The 26,247-nt window shown below is 73.8% G+C and carries 19 protein-coding genes; 10 read left to right on the plus strand and 9 right to left on the minus strand.

What is annotated here, in order from left to right; genetic code table 11:
- Positions 1 to 132: 132 nt before the first annotated feature.
- The 3 genes from IFT90_RS01140 to IFT90_RS01150 all read left to right on the plus strand — a co-directional run bounded on the left by IFT90_RS01140 (position 133) and on the right by IFT90_RS01150 (position 5,497).
- A complete protein-coding gene (locus tag IFT90_RS01140; protein ID WP_244638738.1) occupies positions 133 to 2,451 on the plus strand; it encodes a glycosyltransferase family 2 protein in 2,319 nt (772 codons plus the stop codon).
- Positions 2,448 to 3,179, plus strand: coding sequence for an HlyD family efflux transporter periplasmic adaptor subunit (locus IFT90_RS01145; RefSeq protein ID WP_148050099.1), 732 nt, complete (start codon positions 2,448 to 2,450; stop codon positions 3,177 to 3,179). The genes IFT90_RS01140 and IFT90_RS01145 overlap by 4 nt, the downstream gene beginning before the upstream one ends.
- A gap of 224 nt (positions 3,180 to 3,403) precedes the next feature.
- On the plus strand, positions 3,404 to 5,497 hold the full coding sequence (locus tag IFT90_RS01150) for a glycosyl hydrolase (RefSeq protein WP_192040641.1): 2,094 nt from the start codon (positions 3,404 to 3,406) through the stop codon (positions 5,495 to 5,497).
- Between the two features lie 143 nt (positions 5,498 to 5,640).
- Here the strand turns inward: IFT90_RS01150 and IFT90_RS01155 are convergent, their stop codons facing one another.
- Complete coding sequence (locus IFT90_RS01155; RefSeq protein ID WP_192040642.1) at positions 5,641 to 7,317, minus strand: PQQ-binding-like beta-propeller repeat protein; 1,677 nt, start codon at positions 7,315 to 7,317, stop codon at positions 5,641 to 5,643.
- 284 nt (positions 7,318 to 7,601) lie between these two features.
- Between IFT90_RS01155 and IFT90_RS01160 the strand changes: the two genes are divergently transcribed.
- Positions 7,602 to 7,757: a hypothetical protein gene (locus tag IFT90_RS01160; protein WP_192040643.1), complete on the plus strand. Its 156-nt coding sequence runs from the start codon at positions 7,602 to 7,604 to the stop codon at positions 7,755 to 7,757.
- Positions 7,758 to 7,910: 153 nt separating this feature from the next.
- Here IFT90_RS01160 and IFT90_RS01165 read toward each other — a convergent pair whose 3' ends face one another.
- Complete coding sequence (locus IFT90_RS01165; protein WP_192040644.1) at positions 7,911 to 9,794, minus strand: PQQ-binding-like beta-propeller repeat protein; 1,884 nt, start codon at positions 9,792 to 9,794, stop codon at positions 7,911 to 7,913.
- Between the two features lie 206 nt (positions 9,795 to 10,000).
- Here IFT90_RS01165 and IFT90_RS01170 point away from each other — a divergent pair, with 206 nt between their 5' ends.
- Positions 10,001 to 11,533 carry an APC family permease gene (locus IFT90_RS01170; protein ID WP_192040645.1) on the plus strand — a complete coding sequence of 511 codons (1,533 nt, stop codon included), beginning with the start codon at positions 10,001 to 10,003 and terminating at the stop codon, positions 11,531 to 11,533.
- Between the two features lie 128 nt (positions 11,534 to 11,661).
- On the opposite strand, the gene IFT90_RS01175 is transcribed toward IFT90_RS01170, so the two are convergent.
- The 3 genes from IFT90_RS01175 to IFT90_RS01185 all read right to left on the minus strand — a co-directional run bounded on the left by IFT90_RS01175 (position 11,662) and on the right by IFT90_RS01185 (position 18,457).
- Entirely contained in the window at positions 11,662 to 12,318 is a 657-nt protein-coding gene (locus IFT90_RS01175) for a peroxiredoxin-like family protein (protein WP_192040646.1), read from the minus strand.
- A gap of 139 nt (positions 12,319 to 12,457) precedes the next feature.
- Positions 12,458 to 13,234 (minus strand): Fpg/Nei family DNA glycosylase, encoded by a 777-nt coding sequence (locus IFT90_RS01180; protein ID WP_192040647.1) that lies wholly within the window; start codon positions 13,232 to 13,234, stop codon positions 12,458 to 12,460.
- A gap of 210 nt (positions 13,235 to 13,444) precedes the next feature.
- Positions 13,445 to 18,457, minus strand: a complete 5,013-nt coding sequence (locus tag IFT90_RS01185; RefSeq protein ID WP_192040648.1) for a DEAD/DEAH box helicase — start codon at positions 18,455 to 18,457, stop codon at positions 13,445 to 13,447.
- Between the two features lie 110 nt (positions 18,458 to 18,567).
- Here IFT90_RS01185 and IFT90_RS01190 point away from each other — a divergent pair, with 110 nt between their 5' ends.
- Complete coding sequence (locus IFT90_RS01190; protein WP_192040649.1) at positions 18,568 to 19,212, plus strand: FMN-dependent NADH-azoreductase; 645 nt, start codon at positions 18,568 to 18,570, stop codon at positions 19,210 to 19,212.
- The gene (locus tag IFT90_RS01195) at positions 19,209 to 19,496 is read left to right on the plus strand and encodes a hypothetical protein (RefSeq protein ID WP_192040650.1); all 288 of its coding nucleotides are present in this window, start codon (positions 19,209 to 19,211) and stop codon (positions 19,494 to 19,496) included. Before IFT90_RS01190 ends, IFT90_RS01195 begins: the two co-directional genes overlap by 4 nt.
- Here the strand turns inward: IFT90_RS01195 and IFT90_RS01200 are convergent.
- Positions 19,477 to 19,899, minus strand: coding sequence for a hypothetical protein (locus IFT90_RS01200; protein ID WP_192040651.1), 423 nt, complete (start codon positions 19,897 to 19,899; stop codon positions 19,477 to 19,479). The genes IFT90_RS01195 and IFT90_RS01200 overlap by 20 nt on opposite strands.
- A 143-nt stretch (positions 19,900 to 20,042) precedes the next feature.
- Here IFT90_RS01200 and IFT90_RS01205 point away from each other — a divergent pair, with 143 nt between their 5' ends.
- Positions 20,043 to 21,023 (plus strand): aldo/keto reductase, encoded by a 981-nt coding sequence (locus IFT90_RS01205; protein WP_192040652.1) that lies wholly within the window; start codon positions 20,043 to 20,045, stop codon positions 21,021 to 21,023.
- Between the two features lie 200 nt (positions 21,024 to 21,223).
- Positions 21,224 to 22,117 (plus strand): SDR family oxidoreductase, encoded by an 894-nt coding sequence (locus IFT90_RS01210; RefSeq protein WP_192040653.1) that lies wholly within the window; start codon positions 21,224 to 21,226, stop codon positions 22,115 to 22,117.
- 376 nt (positions 22,118 to 22,493) lie between these two features.
- Here IFT90_RS01210 and IFT90_RS01215 read toward each other — a convergent pair whose 3' ends face one another.
- Both IFT90_RS01215 and IFT90_RS01220 read right to left on the minus strand, forming a co-directional pair.
- Entirely contained in the window at positions 22,494 to 23,345 is an 852-nt protein-coding gene (locus IFT90_RS01215) for an SDR family NAD(P)-dependent oxidoreductase (RefSeq protein ID WP_192040654.1), read from the minus strand.
- Between the two features lie 428 nt (positions 23,346 to 23,773).
- Positions 23,774 to 24,226 carry a DUF1810 domain-containing protein gene (locus IFT90_RS01220; RefSeq protein WP_192040655.1) on the minus strand — a complete coding sequence of 151 codons (453 nt, stop codon included), beginning with the start codon at positions 24,224 to 24,226 and terminating at the stop codon, positions 23,774 to 23,776.
- Between the two features lie 134 nt (positions 24,227 to 24,360).
- On the opposite strand from IFT90_RS01220, the gene IFT90_RS01225 reads away from it, so the two are divergent.
- Positions 24,361 to 25,518 (plus strand): GNAT family N-acetyltransferase, encoded by a 1,158-nt coding sequence (locus tag IFT90_RS01225; protein ID WP_192040656.1) that lies wholly within the window; start codon positions 24,361 to 24,363, stop codon positions 25,516 to 25,518.
- 34 nt (positions 25,519 to 25,552) lie between these two features.
- Here IFT90_RS01225 and IFT90_RS01230 read toward each other — a convergent pair whose 3' ends face one another.
- On the minus strand, positions 25,553 to 26,230 hold the full coding sequence (locus IFT90_RS01230) for an SIMPL domain-containing protein (protein ID WP_192040657.1): 678 nt from the start codon (positions 26,228 to 26,230) through the stop codon (positions 25,553 to 25,555).
- Positions 26,231 to 26,247 lie beyond the last annotated feature (17 nt).

The following is a 26,247-nucleotide window of genomic DNA, read 5'->3' on the forward strand; positions in this document are numbered from 1 at the left end:
ACACCCAGGCCGTCGACTGCACGCACCCGTCGCCACAGCTGCCGACGCCCTCCCCGGACGTCTGCAGGCGACAACGGCTCCTCTCTGCCGTCCGGGATCTCCGCAGTCCCGAACCAGGAGAGAAGTACTCGCATGTCCCGAACCATGCGCGACGCTCCGCTGTCCCCGGAAACGGGGTCGGCCACCACGTCGTCCACCGCCGACCGCCTCGCGGCCGGCACCACCGCAACCACACCCGGCACCACCGCACCCGGCACCACCAGCACCGGCACCCTCGTCCTCGACGAGCGTCCCGACACCGCGACGACCGTCGACCAGAGGCACCTAGCACCCTCCGGACCCGTCGGCCAGCGTCGCGAGCCGGTGCCCGCTCCTCGGCCGCGGGCCGACCACGTCAGCGTGGCGGCCCGCCCCGAGGGCGGCAGGGCGCACAGCCCGGTCATGGTGCTGCTCGTGCTGATCGCGACGCTCGGCATCCTGCTCTACGCGCAGTTCCTGCTGAACCCGAGCAACCGCGGCGACATCCTGCCCTACGCGATGATCATCGTCGCCGAGGCGATCCTCGTCGTGCAGACGCTCTTCGCCATGTGGACGATCCTCTCGGGCGGCCAGGACCCCCGCGACTTCGACTTCCACGCGACGCAGGACACCCTGTACGACGAGGACGAGATCGACCGCCTGGGCCTCCGCGGCACGCCGCACCTCTGGCCGATGCGCATCGCCGGCGAGAAGATCGTCGCCGACGTGTTCATCACGGTCTACGGCGAGGAGCTCGCCAAGATCGCGACGACCGTCCAGGCCGCGCTGGCCCTCAAGGGCGAGCACCGCACCTGGGTGCTCGACGACGGCCGCAGCGACGAGGTCCGCGACCTCGCCGCGCAGCTCGGCGCGCGCTACATCCGCCGCCTCAGCAGCAACGGCGCGAAGGCCGGCAACGTGAACCACGCGCTGGCCATCGCGAAGGGCGACTACTTCGCCATCTTCGACGCCGACTTCGTGCCGAAGACGGACTTCCTGTTCGAGACGGTGCCGTTCTTCGTCGACGAGAAGGTCGCCTTCGTGCAGACCCCTCAGACCTACGGCAACCTGACGAGCCTCGTCAGCCGCGGCGCGGGCTACATGCAGACCGTCTTCTACCGCTTCATCCAGCCGGGCCGCAACCGCTTCAACGCGGCCTTCTGCGTCGGCACGAACGTCATCTTCCGCCGCAGCGCGATCGACGAGATCGGCGGCATCGACACCGACTCGAAGTCGGAGGACGTCTGGACGAGCCTGCACCTGCACGAGGCCGGCTGGAAGTCGATCTACATCCCCATGACGCTCGCCGTCGGCGACGCCCCCGAGACCATCGAGGCGTACAGCAAGCAGCAGCTGCGCTGGGCGACCGGCGGGTTCGAGATCCTGTTCCGCCACAACCCGCTCAGCCCGCGCCGCACCCTGACGATGGACCAGCGCCTCCAGTACTTCGTCACCGCGACGAACTACCTGACCGGCATCGCCCCGCTGCTGCTGCTCATGGTGCCGCCGATGGAGATCTTCTTCGACCTCCGCCCGATGAACCTGCACATCTCGGTGCTGCAGTGGTTCCTCTTCTACGCCGGCTTCTACCTGATGCAGATCGTGCTGGCGTTCTACACGCTCGGCTCGTTCCGCTGGGAGGTGCTGATGCTCGCCACCGTGTCGTTCCCGATCTACGTCAAGGCCCTGTGGAACGTCATCAGCGGCAAGGACGAGGCGTGGAGCGTCACCGGCCGGAAGGGCAAGGTGTCGTCGCCGTTCAACTTCATCATCCCGCAGGTGCTGTTCTGGCTGTTCCTCACGCTGACCTCGTGCGTCGCGCTCGTCCGTGACGCCGACAACGGCGTGCTGACGCTGGCGACCGTGTGGAACCTGCTCAACACCTTCATCCTGTCTGCGTTCCTCGTCGCCGCCTGGCGCGAGGGCCGCACGCTCAAGCGCTTCGCGAAGGCCGAGCAGCGCGGCGAGGTGACCGACGCCCCCGTGGTGCTCACCGCGCCTCCCGGCTCGGCGCCCGCGTCGCGTCGCACGCAGGTCTCGCGGCCCGCACCGCGCACCGGCGAGGAGATCCTCGCCCTGCAGCAGGCCGACGAGGCCGAGCAGGCAGCGGCGAAGGAGGCGGACCTCGCGACCGCGCACCGCCTCGCCGACCGCACGCCCTCCGACGACCCGGAGCAGACGGCTCGCGACCAGGCCCGCCAGGCCGAGCTCGCGGCGTCCCGCGCCTTCGCCCACGCCCACGAGAGGGAGGCGCTGGCGCACGCCGCCGAGCACGACCCCGACTCTCTCGTCGGCGCAGCACGCCGGGCCGACCGGCCCAGCGGCCGCCGCGCCTCCGACGCCGCCCCCGACCACGGCGCCGCCCCCGACAACGGCGCCAGCGCCGACGACTCCGGCGCCCGCGCCGACCAGCAGGAGAGGGTCACGTCATGACCTGGATGAACCGCCTCAAGATGACCGCCGGCATGCTCGTCGTGCTCGTGCTGGTCGCCGCCTTCACGATGATCTTCACGCAGCGCCAGCAGCAGGTGAACAGCACGAGCGCCGAGATCGCCGCCCAGGAGTACTCGGTCGGCACCGACTACAGCGGCACCATCACCCGTTCGTACGTCGAGAACGGCGACGAGGTGAAGGAGGGCGACACGCTCTTCGAGGTGCAGAGCCTCTCGCTGCTGCAGGACATCTCGCGCGGCCTGGTGACCTACGACACCGCGACCTACTCGGTGGCCCCCGACGGCACCCTCACCCTGAAGGCCGCCGTCGACGGCACCGTCGCCGACGTGCTGCTCAAGGAGGGCAGCTTCGTCCAGGCCGGCGGCTCGCTCGGCACCATCGACAAGGAGGACACCCTCTTCGTCGCCGCCGACTTCGTGCTGACGCCGCGTGACTACGAGCGGATCGAGTCCGGCGCCGAGGTCGACCTCATGCTGCCGAACCAGACCACCATCACGGGCAAGGTCGGCGTCGTGAACGTCGAGACCAAGGACGGCGACGCCGAGACGACGCTGCAGGTCTCGAGCGACCAGCTCGTCGAGGGCGCCTACAACGGGCTCGTCACGCCGGGCACGCCCGTCGAGGCGAAGCTGCACCTCCGGGACGACGGGGTGCTCGCCGGCCCCGTCGACTCCCTCACCGACTTCCTGCGTCAGATCGGGGTCTGATCATCGCTGACGCAGGAGAAGAGACGACGGGTCGTCGTCGTGGGCTGGGTCGTTCGGGACCCTCGACCGACGCCGCGACCACCCGTCACGCCGAGGAGGCGCGGGTCGACACCCGACGCGCGCCGCGCCTCCTCGGCACCCCCCGCCCCGCAGGGAACGGCCCCGCAGGCCGCCGCCCGGCCGGTCGCAGCCCGGCCGGTCGCCTCGTCGCGGCCCTGGCGCTCGTGACCGCCGGCAGCCTCGTGCTCGCCGGCTGCACGAGCGACGACGGCTCGGCCGGCCCCGACGGCGGCATCACCGCGGGCCGCACCACCGCGGCCGGCGACGTGCTGCCCGCCTCGCAGGTCGACCCGCTCGTGGCCGCCCTGCCCGAGGAGTCGGTCGCCGACGTCCCGACCATGCGGCTCGCCGACGGCGTCCTGCCGCCGACCAACCGCTGGTTCTCGGGACTGGTCTTCGGCGACGAGCCGATGCCGGTCTTCCCGTTCCCGATCTCGTTCCAGCTGACCGACGACGGCTTCGCCGCCGGCCAGCCCGCCCCGGTGCCGTCCGCCACCGCGATCGTCGGCCCCGCGCTGACCGACGTCTCGGTCGACCTCGGCTCGTCCGACTTCGTCGTGAGCGGCTACGACGACGTGTCGGTCACCCTGGAGCACCGCGACGGCGACACCGTGCTCGGCCACACGACGATCGCCGAGGGCTCGCCCACGGTGTCGTACACCGCGGCGACGGCGCAGACCGACGCGCTCTCCGTGCTCGGCGACGGCACCTTCGAGGCGGCCGGCGACGGCCGCGCGACGGTCGAGGTCGGCGACGCCACCTGGGGGGTCGTCGTCACCGGCGGCACCCTCGACGCCGACGCCTCCTCCGTCGCGCTGGACGAGGGGGGCTCGGTCGTGCTCGTCTCGGTCCCGGCCGGCGCCTCCTCCGACCAGACCACGCAGGTGCTCGACGCGGCGGCCTCGCCGCTGACCGGCGTCACCACCTCGTACGGCACGAGCGGCAGCGGCGACCAGCAGCAGCAGACCACCGAGCTCGGCTACGTGACGGCGGCGGGCGGCGACGCCCTCGTCGTCGCGGCGCCGCACCAGGGCGACTCCGGCCCGGCGGCCGGCGGCACCGACACCGGCCTCACGTACCCGACCGTCTACGGGACGGTGCCCCTCTCGATCGGCACCGGCCTGTCGTTCGGGGCGCCCACCACGACGGCCTCGGCGGCGCTCGACCTGAGCGGGCTGAGCGACGCCGAGCGCGCCTCCGTGCGCGACCAGCTCGAGATCGACGTCAGCCTGACGCCGACCTTCGCGGCCGACACGTACTACGGCGGCAAGGCGCTCTACCGGGCGTCGATGCTCTACCAGCTCGCCGTGCAGCTCGACGACCAGGAGGTGGCGGCCGACCTCAAGAAGCGCATCGTCGACCAGCTCGACCTCTGGACCGAGCCCGACGGCTGCGAGTCGCGCGACCAGGAGTGCTTCGTCTACGACCCCGCGGTGAAGGGCGTCGTCGGCAAGGCGGCGTCGTTCGGCTCGGACGAGTTCAACGACCACTACTTCCACTACGGCTACTTCCTCTACGCGGCCGGCGTCATGGCCGCGGACGACCCCTCGCTGGCCCAGGGCTGGCAGCCGGTGATGGACCTCCTCGCCGCCGACATCGCGTCGGGCTCGCAGAACGGCTCGTTCCCCGACCGCCGCGCGTTCGACCCGTTCTGGTCGCACAGCTGGGCCAGCGGCTACTCGCCGTTCGCCGACGGCAACAACCAGGAGTCGTCGTCGGAGGCGGTGGGCGCCTACGCGGGCCTGTCGCTCTGGGCATCGGCCACCGGCGACGAGGCCCTCGGCGGCGAGGCGAGCTGGATGCTCAGCGCCGAGTCCCAGGCGGCCCTCGCCTACTTCGTGGCGCCCGACCTCAGCGACCCCGTGTTCCAGGGCGCGGCCGGCACGACGACCTTCGACCACACGGTCGTGTCGCTCAACTGGGGCGGCAAGCGGGACTGGGCGACCTGGTTCTCGGCCGAGCCGTCGGCCATCGCGGGCATCCAGCTGATCCCGCTGAGCCCGACGTCGGTCGACTACCTGACCGCCGAGGCCGCAGGAGGCGCGGAGCAGGTCGACGCGTTCGTCGCGGAGGCAGCCCCGGACGGCTTCGACGGGCCGCTCGCCGACTACGTCCTGATGTACTCGGCCCTGGCCGGGAAGGACGCGGCCGCGTCGGCGCTCACGACGCTCGCCGCGCTGCCCGACACGGGGATCGACGACGGCAACTCGCGGTCGTACGCCATGGCCTGGATCCTGGCGGCGCAGGCGCGCGGCTAGCTGCGCGCGGCTGCGGCTGCGGGTGCGCCCGCGGGTGTGGCTGTGGCTGCGGCTGCGCCCGCCTCGAACCGCGTTCCGCACCATGAACCGCGTTTTCTCGCGGTCCATGGTGCGGAACGCGGTTCCTCGCGTCCGGGACGGCGTCAGCCGACGACGCGCGTGTCGTCGACGAGCTGCGTGACGACGCCGTCGTCGCCGACCGCGACGAGGGTGCCGCCCCAGAACTGCAGGTCGCGCATGCCGGTGGCGTCGCCCTCGCCGGGCGTGAGCTGCCACAGCGCGCGGCCGTCGGCGAGGTCGTACGCCGCCACCGCGCCGGCGAGGACGCCGCCGTCCAGGCCCACGCGAGGCCCGGTCGTCACGGCGAGCACGGTGCGCGACATCGCGAGGGGCGCCGCGTCGACGGGCGCCCAGATCCGGGTGCGCTCGGCTCCCGTGTCGGCGTCGAGCACGAGCAGGGCCTGCTCACGGCCCGACGAACCCGACGAACCTGACGAGCCTGCTGAGCCGTCGTCCCCTCGGGAGGTGGCCGCCCGCGCGAGCACGTCCCCGCCGCGTTGCCCCGCCGCGGGCTCGAGCGCGAGGGGCGCCGGTGCGGGCACGCCGTCGGGATGGGGGTCGCCGCTGACCGTCCAGCGCTCGTCGCCGGTGTCCCGGTCGACGCAGGTCAGGGAGGCGCCCTCCGAGAAGAGGACGCAGTCGCCCGAGAGCACGGGGGCCTCGTCCCGCCCGGAGTCGCGCCGCCACGTCTCCCGCCCGTCGAGCCGGTGCGCGACCCGCTGGGGGGACGTCGTCGTCGTGCCGTCCGTCAGCAGGTCGACGAACACGACGTCCCCGTCGACCGTGGTCGCCGAGTCGCTCCGCCAGGGCTCGCCCCACACGGCCGCCGCGCCCGTCTCCGGATCGACGAGCGACCCTGCGCCGTCGGCCACGACGAGCACCCCGCCCCCGACGAGGTCCGCGTGCCCGTCGACCCCGAGGGCGGTCTGCCAGACCGCGCGTCCCACGTCCTCCCGTGCCAGGACCGTCGTCAGCGTCCGGGCCGGTCCGTCGACGAAGCCCTGGCCGCGGTCGCCCCCGCCGCCGACCTGCGTCTGCGTGAGCACCCACCGGTCGTCGACCTCCACCACGACGAGCGGGCCCTCCGGCGACGTGTACCGCTCGAGCACGAGGCCCGTCGCGAGGTCGAGGCGCGCGACCGTCGAGCTCGCGGAGCCGAGTCCGGCCGTCCCGTTGGCGACGACGGCCGTCGACGCGTCGTCGTCGACCCAGGCGCCGAGCTGCCCGGGGGAGACGACGTCGCTCACGTCAGAGGTCGCCGTGCTCCACCGCACGTCTCCCGTGCGCGGGTCGACCCGGGCGAGGCGGTCGCCTCGGGCGGCGCGGTCGAAGCAGCCCGTCGTTGCCGTGCCGAGCTGCGTGGTCGTCAGGACGAGCACGTCGTCGCCCGCCCGGGCCAGCACGCGCAGGTCGAGGCAGCCGGGCTGCACGTCGGTCGCCCCGAGGTCTGCAGGGTCGATCCGCCAGCCCTCGGCCACCGGAGCGCTCCGCAGCTCGTCGACGACGACCCCGTCCGCCGGATCGCCCTCCGGGTACTCGGGCTGAGCGGCGAGCCCCCCGGCGACGACGAGGGCTGCCGCGACGAGGCCCGCCGCGGCGGCCGTGCCCGCCCGACGACCGGAGGAGGCGCGCTGCCAGCGAGCGCGCAGGCCGCCTCCTCGTCCGCCCGGCCGCGCAGCGCGGGCCCGGGCTTCGCCGTCCGCTCCGCGTTCGTCGTCCCGCGCGTCGCCCAAGGGGCGCGTGTCCTCGTGGTCCGTCACGGTGCTCGTCCCCTCTCGCGCGCCTCCGCCGATGGTACGGCCGCCGCTCCTCCTGCCCTTGCTGCCCCCTCCTGCCGATCACTCTCACAATTGAGAGTGATCCGCACCGTGCGGCCCTGCGGAGGCCGGAGCCGCGGTCGTCCGGCGACGGATCTCTCTCGGCTCGCCCGGAACCGCCCGCCCTTAAGCTGGTCCCGCCCGATCACCGCCGCCCCAGCCCGAAGGACTCCCTCATCGAAGCCCTGGTCATCTCGATCCTCGCCGTCGCGGCGGTCGTCCTCATCGTGATGCAGGTCCTGTACCGCCGCCGGGTCATGCGCCGCCGCCAGGCCGCCGGCCAGGACCCGGTCGGGCGCGGCACCTACGTGATCTTCGCCGTGACCGCGGCCTTCTTCCTCTTCGCGGTCTTCGTCTTCCCGCTGCTCGTCCGCGGGAACTGACGGGCGCGGTCCGCTGCTCGTCCGCGGGAACCGACCCGTGCCTGCGGCGACGCGTTCCGGACATGGTGACGCGCTGGATCGCGTCATCGTGTCCGGAACGGGCCAGCCCGGCACGTGACGCCGCGTCGAGGTGCTGCTGAGCCGCGACCACCCTCAGCCGGCGAGCTCGACGCCCGTCGTCAGCCCGTGCACGACCCCGTCGGGGTCGACGCGGACGAGCGTCGGCCCCCAGAACGCCGACGTGAACGAGCCCGACGAGAGCTCGATCGTCCACAGGGTGCGGCCGTCGGACAGGTCGAACGCGATCAGGGTGGGGGTGTCGCGGCCGCTCGGGAAGAACGTCGCCGCGTAGCCGGTCGTCCGCGAGGTGGCGATGACGTAGGAGGCGACCGGCAGCTCCGTCACCCACCGCTCGTCGCCGGAGAGCGCGGCCAGGGCGTGCACCTCCTTGCCTCGGTCCAGACCGCTCGGGTCGCCCTGCTCGTCCGCGTCGACGACGGCCGCCAGCACGTCGTCGGTCGCCGTGCCGAAGTACGCCTGCACCTGCTCGGCCTCGCCGCTGCCAGGACCCCCGTCGCCGTCGCCGCCGCGGCCCGGGGCCTGGAGCGTGCGGCTCCAGAGCTCGTCGCCGGTGCGGGGGTCGAGGCAGGTGACCTCGCCGCCGGGGACGGTGACCGAGATGCACGAGTCGGTCACGGACGGGTAGCTCGTCGACGGGAGGCGGGCCGACCAGCGGAGCGCGCCGTCGGAGTCGAGCGACACCATCGTCGGCTCGCCCCCGGCTCGCCCGCTGAGCACGACCCCGTCGAGCGACGCGGCCCACGACTCGACGTTGCGCAGGCCGCCCGGCAGCGGCTCGACCGCGCCGTCACGCGCGTCGACGACGAGGGGTTCGTCGCCCACGTCGATGACCAGCAGGTCGCCGACCAGGCGCACGCTGAGCCCGGCGCCGGCGCTCCCCGTCCAGGTCGGCGCCGACAGGTCGTCCGCCCGGTAGAGGCGGTAGAGCGAGCGGCCGCCCTGGGAGACGGCGGCCCCTCCGTCCGAGAAGCGCTCGACGGGCTGCTCGGAGACGACGACGGCCGTCGTGCTGAGGCCCTCCACCTGGAGGACGGTGCCGGTGCTGCTGCCGGTGCCGGTGCCGGTGCCGGTGCCGGTGGACGGGCCCGAGCCCTCGGGGTCGTAGCCGGGGTCGCTGCCGTCGTCGGCGCCGCCCGTGGCCGACCCGTCCGATCCGTCCGACTCGTCCACCTGGCCCGTCGCGCCGTCGTCCGGCGGTCCGCGCAGCACCTCCCGCACCTCCCCGGTCTCCGTGTCGATCCGGGCGAGGCCCGAGCCGACGATCGACTGCACCGCGACCAGGGCGTCCCCGGTCGCCGGGTCGACGCTCGCCTGGAGCCCGATCGCGTCGACGCCGACCGCCTCGGCGACGTCGGCGACCCAGAGCACCTCGCCCGTGCGCGCGTCGAGGCGGGCCAGCCTGCCGGGAGCGTCCTCGCAGCCGGAGTCGGGCACGTACCCCTGCGCCGACGTCGTGACGAGCACGTCGTCGTCGCCGAGCCGCGTGCTGCCGTCGAAGCCGACGCAGTCCGCCTCCGCGCCGGGCGCGAGGGCCGATCGCAGGTCGGCGCTCCACGCCGTCGTCGTCGGGGCCGTGCGGAGGTCGTCGACCTCGAGGGAGGCCCTGGCCACGGGGGCGTACTCGGGCCCCGCCGCGACGCCCCCGACCGCCACCAGGGCGGCGACGAGGGCGGTCGCGCCGAGCAGGACCGCCACCCGCCGCGTCGGGGTCAGCCGTCGCCAGCGAGCGGCCGCGGCACGCGCGACGCCGGTCAGGGCCGAGGAGGCGCGACCGGGAGGGCGGAGGGGGCCGGCCGTCGACACGGCCGGGTCCGGCGCTGCGGGGGCGAGGTCGCCCGCGTCGTCGACCTCAGCGGCGCGGGGCCCGCCGTCGCTCCGCGCCGACGCCCGCTCCCACACGGCCGACGCCCGGGCGGGAACCGCCGGGCGCCAGGCCTGATCGTCGTCGTCCCGCACGGCTCCATGCTAGGTCGGGACCGGGGCGACCGGGCCGGCCCGCGCCTCCGCCGCCGCCCCTCCGCGACCGACCGTCCAGTCACGCGGCGGTCGTGGTCGAGCCGACGTCCGCCTCCTCGACGCCGCCTCGCGCGCGTGCACAGCCCGCAGTATGCTGGCGCGTCGCCCCCGGCCGGGGGCCGCGTCCGCCCACCGAGGAGCCACCCATGGCGACCACCCCGCCCCCGAGCGCCCGCCGCGGCCTGATGCGCACGAAGTCCGTCGAGTCGTCGATCCAGGACTCCCTCGAGGGCGAGAGCAAGCTGAAGCGCTCGCTGGGCGTCACCGACCTGACCCTGATGGGGATCGCCGTCGCCGTCGGCGCGGGCATCTTCTCGGTCGGCGCGAACGCCGCCGCGAACTTCGCCGGGCCCGGCGTCATCATCTCGTTCGTCCTCGCGGCCGTCACCTGCGGCCTCGCCATCATGTGCTACGCCGAGTTCGCCTCGACCATCCCCGTGGCCGGCAGCGCGTACACCTTCACCTACGCGACGATGGGCGAGTTCCTCGCGTGGATCATCGGGTGGGACCTCATCCTCGAGACCCTCACCGGCGCGGCCGTCCTCGCGAAGTACTGGGGCATCTACCTCAGCACCGTGTTCGAGCAGTTCGGCGTGCCGCTGCCCGACACGATCGCGCTCGGGCCGGTCCAGCTGAGCTGGGGGCCGTTCCTCATCGTCGCCGTCTTCACGGTGCTGCTCGTGCTCGGCACCCAGCTGAGCTCGCGCGTCGGCAGCGTCTTCACGGTGATCAAGGTCGGCATCGTGCTGTTCGTGATCGTCGTCGGCTTCTTCTTCGTCAAGGCGTCGAACTACACGCCGTTCATCCCGGAGTCGCAGCCGCGCACCGGAGAGGGCTCGACCGACGCCTGGACGCAGTCGCTGTTCTCGTTCCTCAGCGGGGCCGCCCCGGCCCAGTACGGCGTCTTCGGCCTGCTGGCCGGCGCCTCCCTGGTCTTCTTCGCCTTCATCGGGTTCGACATCGTCGCCACCAGCGCGGAAGAGGTCAAGGACCCGCAGAAGACCATGCCCCGCGGCATCTTCCTCGGCCTCGGCATCGTCACGCTGCTCTACGTGCTCGTCGCCGTGGTGCTGACCGGGATGGTCTCGTACCGCGACCTCGCCTCGAGCGAGACGCCGAACCTGGCCACCGCGTTCGAGCTCGTCGGCGTCGACTGGGCCGCCAAGGTCATCGCCGTCGGGGCGCTCGTCGGCCTCACCACCGTGATCATGGTGCTGCTGCTCGGCCTCGCCCGCATCGTCTTCTCGATGAGCCGCGACGGGCTGCTGCCCCGCGGCCTCTCGAAGACCTCCGCCAAGCGCGGCACGCCCGTGCGCGTGCAGGTGCTCGCGGGCGTCGTCGTCGCGCTCATCGCCGGGCTCACCGACGTCGGCGTGCTCGAGGAGATGATCAACATCGGCACCCTGTCGGCGTTCGTCCTGGTGAGCATCGGCGTCATCGTGCTGCGCCGCACGCGCTCGGACCTGCCGCGCGCGTTCCGCGTGCCGCTCGTGCCGTTCCTGCCGATCCTGTCGGCGGTGCTCTGCATCTGGCTGATGCTCAACCTCACGACGCTGACCTGGGCGCGGTTCGCCGTGTGGCTCGTGATCGGCGTGGTCGTGTACTTCGCGTACGGACGGCGGCACTCGCGCGTCGGGCGCGAGCAGGCGGCCGAGCTGCAGGAGGCGCCCCGCCCGTAGGGTGCGCGGGCTGCGGTCGGCGCGTGCGCGGAGCGACGCGAAAGGGACAAGACGACGGGGGCCCGCGTCGTCTTGTCCCTTTCGCGTCGGCTCGCCCCCGGGGGCACCCGCGTCCGGGCGCTCCCGGGTCAGCTCAGCTGGTCGAGGGCGGCGACGACCTCGGCGACCTCGGTGCGGGTCGTGTAGTCGACGTGCACGTCGGCGAAGACGACCCGGCCGTCGCGGTCGACCACGAGCACGGTCGGGAACGGGATGTCGCCCGTCGCGTCGGCGTTGCTGTCGGCGACGTCGAAGCCGAGCTGGGTGTGGGCCGCGCGCGCGTCGGCGGTGGGCTCGGTCACGATGCCGAGCGCGCGGCTGAGGACGTTGCCCGGGTCGGACAGCACCGGGAACTCGAGCGAGCCGTTCGTCGTCGCGAGGTCGCTGCCCTCGGGGGTCTGGGGGCTGATGGCGACCAGGGCGACGCCGCGCTCGCGCAGGGTCGGGAGCAGCTCCTCCTGGTAGGTCTTCAGCGTCAGGTTGCAGTACGGGCACCAGGCGCCGCGGTAGAAGACGAGCACCGCCGCCGACTCGCCGATCGTCTCGGCGAGGGAGACCTCGTCGCCCGCCGGGGTGAGCAGCGTGGCGTCGACGACCTGGTCGCCGACGGCGATCGAGTCCTCGGGGACGCCGGCCTCGCGGAGGCCGCGCTGCTCGGCGTCGAAGACGGCGCTGAGCTCGGGGCCGATCTGGGCCGTGAAGCCCTCGTTGAACGTGCTGACCTGCGTGGCGATGTCGGTCGTCATGGCGTGCTCCTCGGTGAGGCCGCGCGTCGGGTGCGGGCCGGGTGCGTGCGACTGTAGGGGCACCTCCTCGGGGTCGTTCCCAGGTGCGTCACGGTTCGTCACGAACGCCGTCGCCGTCGCTGGGCGGCGAGGAGGCGCGTCAGCTCTGGCAGTGGGGGCACCAGTAGGTGTCGCGCAGCTCGAGCTCCGACTCGCCGAGCTCGCCCCGGACGATCTTCGTGCCGCAGCGGAGGCACGGCTTGCCTGCCCGCCCGTAGACCCAGTCGGTGGTGCCGCGCAGGTTGCCCGTGGTGGTGCGCTCGATCCTGTCCTTGTTCGCGACGATGAGCCGGTGCGCGAGGTCGATCATCTTCGGGCGGTTCTCGACCTCGCCGACCGGACGGGTCGGGAGCACCCCGCGCAGGAAGCAGACCTCGGCCCGGTAGACGTTGCCGAGGCCGGCGAGCACGCGCTGGTCGAGCAGGGCGAGCCCGACCTCGCGCCCGGGGTCGGCCTCGAGGTTGCTCAGGGCCAGCGCGGCGTCCCAGTCGGGGCCGAGCAGGTCGGGGCCGAGGTACGCCGTGACCGAGTCCTCCGGGTCGCGGGCGACGAGCTCGACGATGCCGAGGTCGAAGCCGACGGTGACCCACTCCTCCGTCTCGAGCACGACCCGGGCCTGGTACGCGGGCCGTCGCCACTTCGTGCCGTGCTTGTACACGTGCCACGAGCCCTCCATCTTGAGGTGCGTGTGCAGGGTGTGGTCGCCGATGTGGTGCAGGAGGTGCTTGCCGCGGGCGATCACGTCGTCGACCACCTCTCCGCTGAGGTCGACCGTGGCGAACGCCGGGACGCGGAAGTCGGTCGCCGTCAGCACCTGGCCGTGGAGCACGGCGTCGAGGTTCTTGGCGGAGCGGTAGACGGTGTCTCCCTCGGGCACGGTGCGGGCTCCTCCTGGTCGGTGCGGTGCGGTGCGGTGCGGTGCAGTGCGGTGCTGTGGGTGTGGGTGTGGGTGGCGGTGCAGGTGCGGGTGCGGGCATGATGTTCGCGCGCTGGTGCTGGTGCTGGTAGTGGTGGTGATGCGGTGTGCCGCCGCCGCCGGGGGACGACTGGGGTGGTCGGCCCCGGCACGGCGACGGCCGGGCGCGGTCTACGACCGCAGCCGGATCCCGCTCGGGGTCGGGGCGAAGCCGGCGTCGCGCAGGGCGTCGCCGAGACGGGTGCCGAGGACGAACTCGCCGTCGACGCGGTCGACCGCGAGCTTGCCCAGCCTCGTCCGCACGACCGACGCGAGCGAGCCCGCGGCCAGCGCGAGCTCGCGGTCGTCGGGCTCGCCGAAGGTGAGCAGGGTCTTGCCGCCGCGCTCGACGTAGACGGTGAGGCGTCCGTCCACGAGCACGACGAGCGAGCCGGCCTTGCGTCCCGGACGGTGGCCGGTCTTCTTCGACGTGCCGGTGCCGGTGCCGGTGCCGGTGGTCGTGCCGGTGCCCGCGCCGGCGGTCGGCCGGTCCGGGGCAGTGCCTGCTCCGTCGGGACGGGTCAGCCCCGCCGCCGCGGCCACGGCACCGTCGGTGCCCTCGGCAGCGGCGGGCTGCCCGGGCCAGGGCAGGGCGGCTCCGTAGGGGTTCGCGGGGTCGGTCGCGGCCAGGGTCACGACGGGGATCTCGCGCCCGCGCCCGGCCGACGCGAGGGCGTCGTCGTCGCGGCGGTCGGTCTCGTCGCGGACGAACGACCGCAGCCGGTCGACCGTCGGCCCGGTCGCGAACTGGGCGGCGCCCAGGCCCTCGACGAAGTAGCCACGGCGGGCCCGGCCCGTCTCCTCGAAGCCGCTCAGCACCTTGTAGACCGTCGAGAAGCCGCCTCGGACGCCCTCGTTCATGACGGCGCCGCGCGTCACGACGCCGTGTCGCTCGAGCAGGATCTCGGCCTGTGCCGCGGCGCGCACGGTGGCGTCGGGCTCGGCCAGGGGCAACAGCGACCAGCGCCCGCCGACCGTCGGCGGCCCGGCCTGGCGTGGCATCGTCACCCGCCCTCGGCTGCGGTACGACGACCGCGACCGGGTCGGCGTGCGGGGACGGGACGCCTTGCCGCTCACCTGGGTGCGCAGCGGCGCGAACGTGTCGTTGGTGATCTGCCCTGCCCAGACGAGGTCCCAGATGGCCGTGACGAGCGCCGCGTCGTCGGTGCTGCCCACGGCGTCCGAGAGCTGCCGGAAGAAGTACGCCCCGCCGCCGGCCAGCGCGCCGAGCACCTCGCGCTGCAGCTCGTTGGTGTCGGCGCCGAGCGGCTCGGGCAGCGTCACCTGCGCACCGTCGGCGAGGTGCAGGCTGACCCAGCCGTCGTTCCCGGCCAGGCTGCCCGAGCCCGACCAGATGACCTCGCCGGTCGCCGTCAGCTCGTCGAGCATGCCGGGGCCGTAGTCGGTGACGCGCGCGGGCAGGATCAGCGTCTCCCACGCGGAGGCAGGCAACGCGACCCCGCTGAGCTGGTCGACGACCTGCACCACGCCGTCGAGCCCGCGCAGCCCCGAGCCCTTGGTGCCGGTGGCGACGTGCTGCCAGGCCGGGAGGAACCGGCCGAGCGTGTCGGGCGCGACCGGCTCGACCTCGTGCCGCAGCGCCGCGAGCGACCTGCTGCGGAGCCGCTTGAGCACCTCGGAGTCGCACCACTCGCTGCCCTGCTGCTGCGGTCGGAACTCGCCCTCGACGACGCGCCGCTGCACCCCGAGCTTGCGCAGCGTGTCGAGCACGACGGCCGTGCCGAGCCCGAGCCGGTCCGCGACCATCTGCGGCGTGAACGGGGCGTGGGTGCGCGCGAAGCGACCGACGAGGTCGCCGAGCGGGTCGTCGACCGGCTCGACGAAGGCCGTCGGCACACCGATCGGCAGGGCGACGCCGAGGGCGTCGCGCAGTCGCGACGCGTCCTCGATGCCGGCCCAGCGCTCGGTGCCGCCGTGGGTGAAGCGCAGCACGCGGTTCGAGCGGACGAGGTCGGTGAGCGCCGCCTCGAGCTTGGTGCGCCGTTCGGCCGCCTCTGCAGACTCGGCAGCCACGGCGTCGCTCGCCGGGGCGCCCGCACCGGCGCCCTCTGCGCCCTCGGTCTCGGTCTCGCCCTCGACCGTGCTGGTCGCCGCGCTGCCGGCGGTCGTCGCCAGCCAGCTCCGGTCGACGATCTCGGAGGTGGTCAGCGGCCCGAGCAGGCGCAGCAGGTCGACGACGCCCTCGATGTCGCGGGCGCGGCGATCGGGAGCGAGGCGCTGCAGCTCGAGCTCGTGCTGGTCGATGACGTCGGCGTCGAGCAGCTCGCGGAGCTCTGCTCGGCCCAGCAGCTCCTGCAGCAGGGTCGAGTCGAGCGAGAGCGCGGCCGCACGGCGCTCGGCCAGCGGGGAGTCGCCCTCGTACATGAACGCGGCGACGTAGCCGAAGAGCAGCGACCGGGCGAACGGCGAGGGCACCTCGGTCTCGACCTCGACGACGCGCACGGCGCGGGTCTCCAGCTCGCGGGTGAGGCTCATCAGCGCGGGCAGGTCGTAGACGTCTTGCAGGACCTCGCGCACGGCCTCGAGCACGATCGGGAACTGCGGGTACTTGCGCGCCACGTCGAGCAGCTGTGACGCCCGCTGGCGCTGCTGCCAGAGCGGTGAGCGACGGCCGGGGTTGTACCGGGGCAGCAACAGCGCGCGGGCCGCGCACTCGCGGAAGCGGGAGGAGAAGAGGGCGGAGCCGCCCACCTCCTCCGTCACGATCGCGTCGAGGTCGTCGCCCTCGAACCGGAAGAGCTCGGACCCGGGAGGCTCGGCGTCGGTGTCGGGGATGCGCACGACGATCCCGTCGTCGGCCGCCATCGCGCCGCCGTCGACGCCGAGCTGGTCGCGGATGCGGGCCGAGATCGCGAGGGCCCACGGCGCGTGCACCTGCATGCCGTAGGGGGAGTGGAGGACGAGCCGCCAGTCGCCGAGCTCGTCGCGGAAGCGCTCGACGACGAGGGTCGTGTCGGACGGCACGTGCCCGGTCGCCTCGCGCTGCTCCGTGACGAAGGCCAACAGGTTGCGGGCCGCGCGCTCGTCGAGCCCGCCCTGCGTGACCCGCTGGGTGGCGTCGTCCGTCGACGAGCTGGCGAGCTCGCGGATGTAGCCCCCGATCGCGCGGCCCAGCTCGGCCGGACGGCCGATCCCGTCGCCCTTCCAGAACGGGACGCGACCCGGCTGCCCGTAGGCAGGGGAGACGAGCACGCGGTCGTGCGTGATGTCCTCGATGCGCCAGCTCGTCGCGCCGAGGGCGAAGACGTCGCCGACACGGGACTCGTAGACCATCTCCTCGTCGAGCTCGCCGACGCGGGCGGCCTTCTCGCCGACCATGAAGACGCCGAACAGGCCGCGGTCGGGGATGGTGCCGCCGCTCGTGACCGCCAGCCGCTGGGCGCCGGGACGACCGGTGAGCGTGCCGTGCACGCGGTCCCAGACGATGCGGGGCCGCAGCTCGGCGAACTCGTCGGAGGGGTACTTGCCGCTCAGCAGGTCGAGCGTCGCGTCGTAGGCCGAGCGCGGCAGGGTCGCGAACGGCGCGCTGCGGCGCACGGTCTCGAACCACTCGTCGGCGTCGATCTCGTCGAGGGCGACGGCCGCGACGGTCTGCTGGGCGAGCACGTCGAGGGGGTTCGTCGGCACGCGCAGCTCTTCGATCAGGCCCGCCACCATCCGCTCGGCGGCGACGGCCGAGTGGATCAGGTCGGCCCGGTGCTTCGGGAACATGACGCCGCGGCTGATCTCGCCGACCTGGTGCCCTGCCCGCCCGACGCGCTGCAGCCCGCTGGCGACCGACGGCGGCGACTCGACCTGGACGACGAGGTCGACCGCGCCCATGTCGATGCCGAGCTCGAGCGAGCTGGTCGCGACGACGCAGCGGAGGCGTCCGCTCTTCAGGTCGTCCTCGATGATCGCTCGTTGGTCTTTCGAGACGGAGCCGTGGTGCGCGCGCGCGAGCAGCGGCTCGCTGCCCTGGGTCTGCCCGCTGCCGCCGATCAGCTGGGCAGGTGCGCCGCCTCCCACCATGGGGTTGCGGGGCGGGTTCGCCGGTGCGGACGGCGCGAAGGGATCGACCACGGTGGACGAGTCCGAGGGGTCGGAGCTGCCGGAGGCGCCGGCCGCGACCTCGGGCACGGCACCGGCGGGCACCAGCTCGCCCCGCGCCTCGTCGGCGGCCTGCAGCGCGGCGGCCCGGGTCTCGACGTCGGCGCCGGTGCGCTCGAGGTAGATGTCGTTGAGGCGCGCGGTGAGCCGCTCGGCCAGCCGACGCGAGTTCGAGAAGACGATCGTCGAACGGTGGTCGAGGATCAGGTCGACGATGCCCTCTTCGACGTGGGGCCAGATCGAGCCCTGGGGGGCACTGCCCGCGGCGGAGCCCTCGAGCGGCGCGGCCGTGCCCAGCTCGGTCATGTCGTCGACGGGCACGACGACGCGCAGGTCGAAGGTCTTCTCCGAGCGCGGGTTCACGATCGTGACGGGCTTGCGGCCGGAGAGGAACCGGGCCACCTCGGTCGGCGGGCGCACCGTCGCGGACAGCCCGACGCGCTGCGCGGGCTTCTCGAGCAGCGCGTCGAGCCGCTCGAGCGACAGGGCGAGGTGGGCACCGCGCTTCGTGGCGGCGACCGCGTGCACCTCGTCGACGATGACCGTGTGCACGCCCTTGAGGTTCTCGCGCGCCGCCGACGTGAGCATCAGGTAGAGCGACTCGGGAGTCGTGATGAGGATGTCGGGCGGGGTGCGCTGCAGGAGGCGGCGGTCGCCGGAGGACGTGTCGCCCGACCGCACCCCCACGGTGAGCTCGGGTGCGTCGATGCCGAGCCGGCGGGCCGTCTGGGTGATGCCGACGAGGGGCGAGCGCAGGTTGCGCTCGACGTCGACGCCGAGGGCCTTGAGCGGCGAGATGTAGAGGACCCGCGTGCGGTGTTCCTTCACCTCGGGGGGCGGCCCGCTCGCGAGCGTGTCGATCGACCAGAGGAACGACGCGAGGGTCTTGCCCGAGCCTGTCGGGGCGATGACGAGGGCGTCGTCGCCCTCGCTGATCGCCTGCCACGCCCCCAGCTGAGCGAGCGTGGGCGCAGCGAACGCGCCACGGAACCACTCGCGGGTCGCGGGGGAGAAGCGCTCGAGGATGTCGGTCATCGTGAGGACCATCCTGCTCCGGACCACCGACACTGTGCCGAGAGCGCGGCGCGACGACGGCTGCCCGGGCCTCGCGCCCGGACGTCGGGGGCCGCCGCTACGGTGGGCGCATGCCGAACCTGCTGCACCTCGATTCGTCCGCCGACACGGCGACCAGCCGGTCGCGCGCGATCACCGCCTCCTTCGCCGACGCCTGGCGGTCGCTCGGCGACGACCACACGGTGACGCGCCGCGACCTGCACGTCGACCAGCCGCCGCACCTCAGCGACCCGGCCCTGCACTGGCCCGCGCGGCTGCGGCTCCCCGGCGCCGCCCCCGACCCTGCCGCCGAGGCGCTCCAGGCCGAGCTGATCGCCGAGCTGACGGCCGCCGACGTGGTCGTCGTCGGCGCCCCGCTCTACAACTACACGGTGCCGTCGACGCTCAAGGCCTGGCTCGACAACGTGCACCTGCCCGGGGTCACCGCGCCCTTCGACGGCGACGACCAGCAGCCGATGCTCGGCCGTCCGCTGCTGATCGCGACCAGCCGGGGCGGCTCGTACGACGTCGGCTCGCCGACCGAGGGCTGGGACCACGCGGTGCCGGTGCTCGAGCAGATCCTGGGGTCGACGCTCGGCATGGTCGTCGAGGTGATCGCCGTGAACCTCACCCTGAGCGGGCAGATCGCGATGCCCGACGGGGCGCGCGAGCGAGCCGAGCGCGAGCTGGCCGAGGCGCCCGCGGCGGCCGCCGACGCCGCGCGCCGACTCGGGTGAGCGGCCGTGCCGGCCGCCTCGGCCGCCGCGCGCAGATCGTCGCGGCCCGGGTGCTCGGCTACCTCTCGGCCGTGCTCGCCGTCGTCGGCGTCGTGACGCTCGCCAAGGGCAGCCCCGGCGTGGGCGGCCTGCTGTTGCTCGCCGCCTTCGTGCTCGTCGCGATCGCGTACGCCTTCGTCCGCAGCGTGAACCGGCGCAGCGTGGACCGGCGCAGCCCGGACCGGCCCGGACCGGACCGGCCCAGCTCGCGGCGCGGCTCCCGCCTCAGGCGACCCGGGCGATGAGTCCGCGACCGTAGTTGAGGCGCGACTGGGCCTCGAACAGCTGCGCCTGGCCGTCGGGCAGCGCGGGCTCGAAGCTCTGGTGGGTGAACGAGCCGTTCGTCGCGGTGAACTGGACGAAGCCCGAGCGGCGGTCCGCCTTGACGAAGAAGAACGCGATCGCCCCCAGGCCGATGATCGTCCAGAAGAACAGCACGAGCAGCACGACGCCGAGGGCGATCGCCCAGCCCGGCGTGTAGCGATCGGTCCGCGACAAGTCCTGGACGAAGAGCTGCGTGCCCGCGAGCGGACGCGTGCCCGACGGGGTCACGAGCTCGTGCTCGGTCAGGGTGATGTCGCCGTACTGGACCAGCGCACGGGGAGGCGTGGGCCGGCGGGGCGGGACGGGGACGAGCTCGCTCGACATGAGGGCCTCTCGACGATCGGGGTGAGGTCCCAGGATGGCGGTCTCGCGGTCCGGGCGCCAACCCCCTCGCGGGGGAGGAGCCCGGGGCGGCGACCGGGCACGCCGTCGGCCCCGCTGTCGGCGGCAGCGCCTAGGGTCGGACCATGCACAGTCGCACCCTGGGCCGCACCGGCCGCGAAGTATCCGTCATCGGCCTCGGCACCTGGCAGCTCGGCGCCGACTGGGGCGACGTCAGCGAGAGCGACGCGCTCGAGGTGCTGGGCGCCTCCGTCGAGTCGGGTGTCACCTTCTTCGACACCGCCGACGTCTACGGCGACGGCCGCAGCGAGAAGGTCATCAGCACGTTCCGCGCGGCGAACCCCGATGTCCCGCTGACCGTCGCCACCAAGATGGGCCGCCGCCTCGACCAGGTGCCCTCGAACTACGTGCGCGAGAACTTCATCGCCTGGACCGACCGCTCGCGTCGCAACCTCGGCGTCGACACCCTCGACCTGGTCCAGCTGCACTGCCCGCCGTCCGCCGTGTACGACGACGACGCCGTCTACGACGCGCTCGACGAGCTCGTCCAGAACGGGGCCATCGCCTCCTACGGGGTGTCCGTCGAGGAGGCGCAGCAGGCGCTGACCGCGATCGCCCGCCCCGGCGTCGCGACCGTCCAGATCATCCTCAACGCGTTCCGGCTCAAGCCGCTCGACGAGGTCCTCCCGGCGGCTCAGCGGGCCGGGGTCGGCATCATCGCCCGCGTGCCGCTCGCCAGCGGGCTGCTCTCGGGCAAGTACACGAGCGAGACGACGTTCGCCGAGAACGACCACCGCACCTTCAACCGCCACGGCGAGGCCTTCGACCAGGGCGAGACGTTCAGCGGCGTCGACTTCGAGCAGGGCGTCCGCGCCGCGCAGGAGTTCGCCGCGGCCGTGCCCGACGGCGTCACCGTGCCCCAGGCGGCACTCGCCTGGATCGTCGACCAGCCGGGCGTCAGCACCGTCATCCCGGGGGCGCGCAACGTCGAGCAGGCGAAGGCCAACGCGGCGGCCGGCGACGTCGAGCTCGAGGAGGGCCTCGACTCCGAGGTCGTCCGCATCTACGACGAGTACTTCCGCGGGGCGGTCCACCCGCGCTGGTGACCTCGTGAGAGGCCCGAGATCGACCCCGGCGCGCGCGCCGACGTCGATCTCGGGCCTCTCGTGTGCCCGGCCGGGCCGCGGTCGCGCTCGCACCGGGCCGCCGTCGGGCCGCCGTCGGGCTCGGTTGGGTCCGGCCCGTGCTCGCGCCGGGGTACAGCGACCTGACCAGCCGGGCAGCCGCCCCGGCGTAGACCGGGGTCATGGCCGACAACATGTACACGCCCCAGAACCCCATCGAGCAGTACCCGCAGCCTCCCTTCGAGCCGCAGCAGCAGTCCGCGCCCGGGGACGTCCACGCGATGAAGCCCGAGCCCGACCACGGCGAGACCAGCTACGTCGGCAGCGGCCGGCTGGCCGGTCGCAAGGCGCTCGTCACCGGTGCCGACAGCGGCATCGGCCGCGCGACCGCCATCGCCTACGCCCGTGAGGGTGCCGACGTCGCGCTCAGCTACCTCCCCGAGGAGCAGGCCCAGGCCGAGGAGGTCGCCCAGCTCGTCCGCGACGCCGGACGCACCGCGGTGCTGCTTCCCGGAGACCTCCAGGACGAGCAGACCAACGTCGAGGTCGTCGAGAAGACGGTCTCGGAGCTCGGCGGGCTCGACATCCTCGCGATCATCGCCGGGGTCATGCCGACCGTCGACAGCATCGACGACTTCGAGACGAAGACGCTCGACCACGTCCTGAAGGCCAACATCTACCCGCTGTTCTGGCTGACGAAGGCGGCGTCGCCGCACCTGGAGCCGGGTGCGTCGATCCTCACCTGTTCGTCGATCCAGGGCTTCCAGCCGTCGCCCTCGCTGGCCGAGTACGCCGTCTCGAAGGCCGGCATCGCCAACTGGACCCGCGCCATGGCCCAGCAGCTCGCCGAGCGCGGCATCCGCGTCAACGGCGTCGCCCCCGGCCCCGTCTGGACCCCGCTGCAGCCCGCGTTCGTGCCGAACGAGAAGATCGAGACGTTCGGGTCGGAGGCCGCCTACGGCCGTCCCGGACAGCCCGTCGAGCTGGCCCCGTCGTTCGTGTTCCTCGCGAGCCAGGAGTCCAGCTACATCAGCGGCGAGACCATCGCGGTGACCGGCGGCACGCCGATCCACTGAGCCGCGCCTCCTGCGGTCGACGACGGCCCGTCCTGCTCCTGCGGGGCGGGCCGTTCGTCGCCCTCGAGGCAGCGTGTCGTCGCGATCCGAGACAGATCCTGTCCTGCACGTCCGTTCTGCCGCCTCCTCCGAGTCCCGGCGCGAGGATCACTCTCGAATTTGCGGGTGAGCCAGGGCCAGGGCCAGGGCCGGGGCTGGGGTCGGGTCCACGTGCCGCAATGCGAGACGGATCCTCCGTCGCGACCGCGTTGCCGCCTCCTTGCGGCCCCGGACTCAGGGACACTCTCAAATTTGAGAGTGTTCCGCGTCCGCGTCCGCGTCCGCGTCCGCGTCCGGGCTTCTGTCCAGCCCTCGTCCGCGCCAGCACCCGCTGCGCTCAGGACCAGCGCGTGCCCTGGCCCGCGAGCACGGCCCGGTACCCCTCGCGGAACGTCGGGTAGGCGAACGTGAAGCCCGTCCCGCGCAGCAGCCCGTTCGACAGCCGCTTGTCGCCGCCCGCCTGACGCCCCGCAGGAGGTGCGGGCTGCGGAGCAGGGACGCCCAGTTCCGCGGCCAGGAACTCCAGGACGTCGTCGAGCCGCGCAGGCTCGTCGTCGGTGCCGAGGTAGACCGGCCCGACCATCGCGAGCCCGGCGAGGTGGACGAGCGCGGCGGCGGCGTCGTCCCGGTGGATCCGGTTGGTGTGCGGCGACGTGCCCGGCGTCTCGGCCAGGGTCGCCGACCCGCCGCGCACCTGCTCGATCAGGCGTTCGCGCCCCGGACCGTAGATGCCCGAGAGGCGCACCAGGGTCGCGTGCGGTGCGCGGTCGCGCAGCAGCGCCTCCGCCTCGACCAGCACTGCGGCCGTGGGCGTGCCGCCGGTCGCGGGGGTCTCCTCGGTGACGAGCCCGCCGTCCTCGACGTCGTACACCGCGGTCGACGAGACCACGAGGAGGCGCGGGTCGGCCGCCGAGCGCTCGATCCCGTCGAGGACGTGCGCCAGCCCGTCGACGTACGTGGCCCGGTACTCGTCGGGGTCGCGGCTGCCTGCGGAGAGGGCGACCACGACGACCGTCGCGTCGTCGTCGATCACGGGCACCTCGGTGCGCAGGTCGACGGCGCGGCCCTCGAGCTGCTCGGGCAGCACCTCCGGCCGACGGCGCAGGCCCACCACGCGATGCCCCTCGGCGGCGAACCGCAGGCCGGTCTCGGTGCCCAGGTCGCCGCAGCCGGCGATGACGATGCTCATCGATCGAGCGTACCCACGGAGGTGCGGCCCGGCCTGGGCAGGGCGCCCCGCGCCTCCTGTCTGCCGCTGCCGCCGGAAGCTGCAAAAGCCGACCGGAGAGCCCGCAATAGTGGCAATTCCGGCCGCCCGATGCGGTTTCGAGGCCAGGTGGTCGGCTTTTGCCGCTTCCCGCCGCCGCGGGCCGCGCCTGCCGCAGGCGTCGACCCCGGAACAGCGGACGCGGGCCGCGCCGCCTGCGGACACCGACCGCGAACGCCACCGCCGCCGACTGTCAGTGCAGCAAATGCCGACCGGAGAGCCCGCAATAGTGGCTTTTCCGGTCGCTGGATGCGGTTTCGAGGCCAGATGGTCGGCATTTGCGGCCAGCGGCCAGCGGCCGGCAGCTGTGCCCGGGCAGGCGGCAGCGAGTTCGGGACGGGTGCGGCGGCTCAGAGCCGCTCGAGCGTCGCCGGGTCGAGCGTCCCGTCGAAGAACCGGCCGAGCGCGCGGGCGAAGCGCTCCTCGGAGGGGTCCGCCTGGGCGAAGAGCGTCAGCGACGAGTGCAGCTTCATCGCGTCGACCTCGCCGAGCACGTCTGCGGCGGAGGGAGCGTCGGCACCGTCGGGCAGCTCGAGCAGGGCGTCGACGCAGTCGAGGAGGCGCGGGCCGAGCACCGGGTGCGCGAGGAACGCCCGGGCGGCACCGACCGTCTCGAGGGCGAAGCGCCGCGAGGTCGCGCTGGTCCCCAGCCCGGCCGCCTGCGGGAACACGAACCACATCCAGTGGCCGCGCTTGCGGCTGGCGCGCAGCTCCCGCAGCGCGTGGTCGTACGTGCCGTCCGCCTCCTGGGCGTCGACGAAGCGGTCGAGGTCGTGGCGGGAGAGCAGGTCGTCGTCGGTCATCGTCCCGGTCTACGCCCCGCGGCGGAGCCGGGTCAGGGGGCTGGTGCGCCCGCCTCCGCACGAGCTAGTCTGGTCGGCTGCCCGGACCGGGCGGTGCGTCCCCGCCGCACGCCCCCGCGGCCCGAGAGACCACGATGACCTCCACCGCCGAGCCCGGCCGCGAGCCCGTCCCCGAGACGCCGACGCACGCCGTCGAGACGCCGACGCACGCCGTCGTCGAGCAGATCCCCTTCCCCGCGTCCGTGTCGCCGGACGCCGCCGACGCACCCGCTGCCGCCGACTACGTCGCCGCCGTCGACCTCGAGAACGCCGTCCGCCGCGCCGCGATCGGCTCCGACGAGCTCTCGTGGGAGCCCGACGAGCAGCTCCCCCACCTGCTCGACGAGGTGCACAGCGACCACCGGCTCTTCGGCGTGCGCGAGCAGGGCCGCCTCGTCGCGGTCGGCTGGTACGAGACGCGACGGGAGGGCGACGCGGCGACGACTGCGTGGCTCGACGTGTCGGTGCTGCCCGAGGCCCGCCGCCGCGGCCACGGCACGCTGCTGGCCGAGCACCTCGAGCAGCTCGCCCGCGCCGAGGGGCGGACGCAGGTGATCGCCTACGTGCGCTCCCGGGGCGAGGGCGAGCCGCGCCTCCTTCCCCCCACCGATGCCGGGTCCGTGCCGCGCGAGAACGGCGAGGTGCAGTTCTTGCTCGCGCGGGGGTGGGCGCTCGGCCAGGTGATGCGCTGCAGCCGGCTGCCGCTGCCCCCGGACGAGGAGGCGCTCGGCACGGTCCGCGAGCGCGCCCGGTCGGCCGCGGGCGACGCCTACCGCCTGCACACGTGGGTCGGCCGTTCGCCCGGGCGCTGGGTCGACGACCTCGCCGCGCTCGAGACGCGGATGAGCACGGACGCCCCCGCCGGCGGCCTCGACGAGCCGGAGGACGTCTGGACCGCTGAGCGCTGGCGCGACGAGGAGGAGCGCTCGCTCTCCGGTCCGCGCACCCGGTTCACGGCGGTGGTCGAGCACGTCGCCTCCGGCCGGCTCGTCGGGTTCAGCCAGGTCGAGGCGCCGGCCGACCGCGCGCGACCAGCGTTCCAGCAGGACACCCTCGTGCTGCGCGAGCACCGAGGTCACCGGCTCGGCTGGCTGCTCAAGGTCGCCACGACCGACCTCCTGCAGGCCGAGCGACCTGGGCACCCCGCGGTGTTCACCTTCAACGCGGAGGAGAACCGGCCGATGCTCGACGTCAACGAGGCCGTGGGATTCGTGCCGTTCGAGCACGAGGGGGCGTGGAGCAAGAAGCTGTAGGCCAGCTCCGCCCCGCTCCGGCGACGCCCGCGACCTACGCCGTGAAGTCGGCGCTGATCTCGGCGTGCACCTCGATGTCGGCGGGGGCGAGGTCGAAGCCGCCACCGCCTCCCGCGGGCGACATCGCGGCGCGGGCGAGGCCGAACGTCGTCGCGCCGCCCGCCGCCCCGGGGCGCAGTCCGGGCTCGAAGACGGCGACGAGCACGGGCTGCGACAGGCCCAGCGCCTCGGCGTAGTCGCCCGCTCGCGTCACCGCGTCGGCCACGGCCGCGACACGGGCCGCCCGCTCGGCCTCCGCCCGCGAGTCGTGGCCGAGCGACCACTCGAGCGCGTCGACCGAGACACCGTCGACGCGGGCCAGCTCGGACACCCAGGCCGAGAGCGCCGCGAAGTCGCTGAACCGCACGACGACGACCGATCGCGCCCGGAAGCGGGCGGGCAGGTCGGGGTCGGGAGCCGAGGAGGTGCCGTCCGCGTCCCAGCGGACCGGCGGGGCCACGGGGCCCACGGTCACGTCCTGCGCGCTCCACCAGGTGGCGGCACCCTGCCGTCGGTGCCCCGTGGCCTGCTCGGAGACCTGCGCGTGCAGCGACTCGGCCTCGGCGACGACGGCCGCACGGTCGGTGCCCTCGGCGACGAGCGACAGGTGCACGACCCCCCGCTCGGCGCGGTGCCGGTGGACGACGGAGCCGGTGACGGCGATCGTGGTCATGGTGCCTCCTCGAGTGG

Origin of the sequence: Frigoribacterium sp. CFBP 8766 (assembly GCF_014841435.1) — a bacterium.
In the GTDB taxonomy this organism is placed as follows: domain Bacteria; phylum Actinomycetota; class Actinomycetes; order Actinomycetales; family Microbacteriaceae; genus Frigoribacterium.

Bases quoted from the DNA above. Each gene is read 5' to 3' on its own strand.
- IFT90_RS01140 (WP_244638738.1), top strand. From the start codon at position 133: ATGTCCCGAACCATGCGCGACGCTCCGCTGTCCCCGGAAACGGGGTCG.
- IFT90_RS01145 (WP_148050099.1), top strand. From the start codon at position 2,448: ATGACCTGGATGAACCGCCTCAAGATGACCGCCGGCATGCTCGTCGTG.
- IFT90_RS01170 (WP_192040645.1), top strand. From the start codon at position 10,001: ATGGCGACCACCCCGCCCCCGAGCGCCCGCCGCGGCCTGATGCGCACG.
- IFT90_RS01175 (WP_192040646.1), bottom strand. From the start codon at position 12,318: ATGACGACCGACATCGCCACGCAGGTCAGCACGTTCAACGAGGGCTTC.
- IFT90_RS01185 (WP_192040648.1), bottom strand. From the start codon at position 18,457: ATGACCGACATCCTCGAGCGCTTCTCCCCCGCGACCCGCGAGTGGTTC.
- IFT90_RS01190 (WP_192040649.1), top strand. From the start codon at position 18,568: ATGCCGAACCTGCTGCACCTCGATTCGTCCGCCGACACGGCGACCAGC.
- IFT90_RS01200 (WP_192040651.1), bottom strand. From the start codon at position 19,899: ATGTCGAGCGAGCTCGTCCCCGTCCCGCCCCGCCGGCCCACGCCTCCC.
- IFT90_RS01205 (WP_192040652.1), top strand. From the start codon at position 20,043: ATGCACAGTCGCACCCTGGGCCGCACCGGCCGCGAAGTATCCGTCATC.
- IFT90_RS01210 (WP_192040653.1), top strand. From the start codon at position 21,224: ATGGCCGACAACATGTACACGCCCCAGAACCCCATCGAGCAGTACCCG.
- IFT90_RS01215 (WP_192040654.1), bottom strand. From the start codon at position 23,345: ATGAGCATCGTCATCGCCGGCTGCGGCGACCTGGGCACCGAGACCGGC.
- IFT90_RS01220 (WP_192040655.1), bottom strand. From the start codon at position 24,226: ATGACCGACGACGACCTGCTCTCCCGCCACGACCTCGACCGCTTCGTC.
- IFT90_RS01225 (WP_192040656.1), top strand. From the start codon at position 24,361: ATGACCTCCACCGCCGAGCCCGGCCGCGAGCCCGTCCCCGAGACGCCG.
- IFT90_RS01230 (WP_192040657.1), bottom strand. From the start codon at position 26,230: ATGACCACGATCGCCGTCACCGGCTCCGTCGTCCACCGGCACCGCGCC.